6 protein-coding genes are annotated in these 2,716 nt (G+C 58.3%); all 6 read left to right on the top strand.

The window, feature by feature from the left end:
• On the top strand, nt 1-437 hold a 437-nt coding region (locus LPW39_RS23395), incomplete at its 5' end, for an HK97 gp10 family phage protein (RefSeq protein ID WP_230781187.1).
• Nucleotides 434-850: a tail completion protein gp17 gene (gene gp17, locus LPW39_RS23390; protein WP_230781186.1), complete on the top strand. Its 417-nt coding sequence runs from the start codon at nt 434-436 to the stop codon at nt 848-850. The genes LPW39_RS23395 and gp17, both read left to right, overlap by 4 nt.
• Nucleotides 851-918: 68 nt before the next feature.
• Nucleotides 919-1,386, top strand: a complete 468-nt coding sequence (locus tag LPW39_RS23385) for a phage tail tube protein (protein ID WP_230781184.1) — start codon at nt 919-921, stop codon at nt 1,384-1,386.
• Nucleotides 1,387-1,508: 122 nt separating this feature from the next.
• Nucleotides 1,509-1,934 carry a hypothetical protein gene (locus LPW39_RS23380; RefSeq protein ID WP_230781182.1) on the top strand — a complete coding sequence of 142 codons (426 nt, stop codon included), beginning with the start codon at nt 1,509-1,511 and terminating at the stop codon, nt 1,932-1,934.
• Complete coding sequence (locus tag LPW39_RS23680; RefSeq protein WP_456236978.1) at nt 1,898-2,371, top strand: phage tail assembly chaperone; 474 nt, start codon at nt 1,898-1,900, stop codon at nt 2,369-2,371. Before LPW39_RS23380 ends, LPW39_RS23680 begins: the two co-directional genes overlap by 37 nt.
• 38 nt (nt 2,372-2,409) lie before the next feature.
• Nucleotides 2,410-2,679, top strand: a complete 270-nt coding sequence (locus LPW39_RS23370) for a hypothetical protein (protein WP_230781178.1) — start codon at nt 2,410-2,412, stop codon at nt 2,677-2,679.
• Nucleotides 2,680-2,716 lie beyond the last annotated feature (37 nt).

Here is a 2,716-nt window from a genome sequence, read left to right as displayed (position 1 = left end):
CCAAGCGCGGTGCGGCAGTGGATGACGGCGACTTGCGAGAAAGTATCCGCATCAGCACGCGCAATCAGAAGGGCGTGGTGACCGCCAGTGTGAAAACCGACGACTTTAAAGCCCACTGGATTGAGTTTGGCACGGCTGCGCACTGGATCAGTGTGGCCGCCAAGGATACGCCCACACGCAAGACGCGCAGAGGCGAGGAAAAGGTGGGGCTTAAAACGCTGAACAAGATGATGGCCAAGGGGTCTCTGCAGATTGGCGGCCAATTCGTTGGAGAGTCCGTCTTTCACCCTGGCACCAGGGCTCGACCATTCATGCGCCCAGCACTGGACAACAAAGGCCAAGAGGCAATCGTGGCAGCTGGCAACTACATGAAAGCCCGCCTAGCGACCAAGCACGGCTTGAACACCTCTGGCGTAACTGTGGAGGCTGACGAATGAGCGCGCCCAATGCATTCCGGATCGTGATGGCGCTGTTGAAGGCCGATCCTGCCTTGGTGGCAATGGTGCCGGTGGCGCGTATGCACCAGGGGTTCATTCCCCAAGCCTCCGCCCTTCCTGCGCTGGCCTTGCGCAACATCAGCGACAACGACCGTCAGACCATCAGCGGCGATGAGGCCAAGGTGATGGAGACAGGCCGTATCGAGGTGACTGTGGCCGCCAAGGACTACGCCACCAAGGAGCGCTTGATAGGGGCAGTGCGCAAGGCCTGCGAGAACAAGCGCGGCCTGATCAACGGCATCACGGTAAACAACGTGCGCAACGCCGGGTTGGGCCCGGATCTCGATAACGAGGAGGCGTCCATATTCGGGCGCTCCATTGATTTGATGGTCACCTCAAAACGTGACCGATAGATGGCCGGCAACGGCTTAACCCAAGGGCCCACTTCGGTGGGCCTTTTCTTTTGCAGAAAGGAAACTCCATGTCCGGAGTAGAAACCGTTGCTGGTACGAAGATCAGCATTTCCGCCAATCCGCCTGCCACGTTTGATGCTGCAGGCTATGCGGCAGTTGCCGCCTGGGCACGGATCGGCGAGATCACCGATGGGGGCAGCCACGGCCGCACCTATGCGGTGGTGACCCACCAGCCCATCGACAACCGTGGCACGCAGAAATTCAAGGGCTCCTTCAATGAAGGCCAGAAAACGCTGCAGCTGGCCATCGACAACAAGGACCCTGGCCAGATCGTGCTGACCGAGGCTCTGAACGAAGACGAGGATTACTCGTTCAAGGTCGAGTACCAAGGCGGCGACATCGACTACTTCCAAGCCAAGGTCATTTCGTTTGAAAAGGCCACTGCTGGCGTGGACTCGATGCGCTCGGCCACGGTCCAGTTGGAGCTGACCACCAGCAAGTCTGGTGTCGGCATTGTGGAAGTGCCGGCCCCCTGATCCCATCCCTGTAACCCATTGGCCGCAAGGCCACCCCCGCACCGACGCAGCCGCTTCGCTCCATATAGCGGGGCGGGCGGCTGCGCACGGGCCTATTTGTCTCTCCGCTATAAGGAAATTACATGTCTCTGAATATCAAGTCCAAAGCCGTCGCTGAAACCTCGTTCCTGCATCTGAAGGATGCCCAGGACAATCTGATGTACACCGAGGGTGACAAAAAGAGCGACAAGAAGCCGGTGGGCGTGAACGTCTATGGCCCTGGCTCCCGTGAGTACCAGGCTGCCCAAACGAAGATCTCCAACCGTGCAGTGTCTCGCCTGCGCAAAAACGGCAAGTTCGAGCAGACCTCCGACGAAAAGCAGAAAGAGCAGGCACAGTACCTGGCCGAGATCACCCACAGCTTTGTCGAGCTGGACTATGACGGCCTGACTGGCCGTGAACTGGCCTTGGCCGTATACGGTGATCGCACCATTGGCTTTATCGCCGATCAGGTGGCCGAGCACGTCAAGGACTGGTCAAATTTTACGCAGGGCTCGCCGACGAGCTAATCCTCTACATCCGCCAGCTTGCGTGGTGGAATGCATCGCAGAAGAGGACGGACAAGGTTGGCCGGTCCGAGCGGGAGGTAAAGCTCCCGTCTCGGGCAGCGCAAGCCCTGGAGAAGGATGCCGAGATCTACTATCCGCCCTTGGCGCCCGAGCTGGGCTATCTGGTGGAGTATCTGCAAAGGCTTGATTTCATCGAGCCTGGGGCGGCTGGGCCGGTGCGGCTGAGCTTCACCGAGATCAGGTCTTGGGCGCTGCTCTCGGGTGTGCAGCTCAAACCCTGGGAGGTGGACTTGCTGCGGAAAATGTCCACCGAGTTTGTCTCGGAGGTAAATGCTGCTGAAAATCCGCAGCGGCCGGCGCCCTGGATGCCTGTCGATGCTCTGCAGGAAAAGCAGGCTATCGAACGCCGAATCAAGGATGTGCTGCGCGGCGGGTAGCGTTTGGTAGCATGTCCCTTTTCATTCGTGGAGGGGATATGCGACTGATTGCAATTTTACTTGCCGCATCTGCAGTTTTGATGGGGTGCGAACCGCCACCAACACTTGAAGACATACAGCGCAAAGTTTTAGCAGACAGCATCGACCAATACAACATTGTTGCAAATGGTGGCTCAGCCATGGACCGGTGCGTCCGGGCTGGACTTGTCTCCGCTGCTGCTGTTCAAGCGAAGGATTCTGCGCAACATGAGCGCTGGAGACAGGTAGAAAAAGATGATTGTGCGGCTGCGGGTGTGCCCAAAAACTAGGGGTCTTCGCGCTTAGATAATCGAGATTTTTGAGGCT

It is taken from the genome of Comamonas koreensis, from assembly GCF_021026195.1.
Classification (GTDB): Bacteria; Pseudomonadota; Gammaproteobacteria; order Burkholderiales; family Burkholderiaceae_C; genus Comamonas; species Comamonas koreensis.
This window is presented reverse-complemented; position numbering and strand designations above follow the sequence as displayed.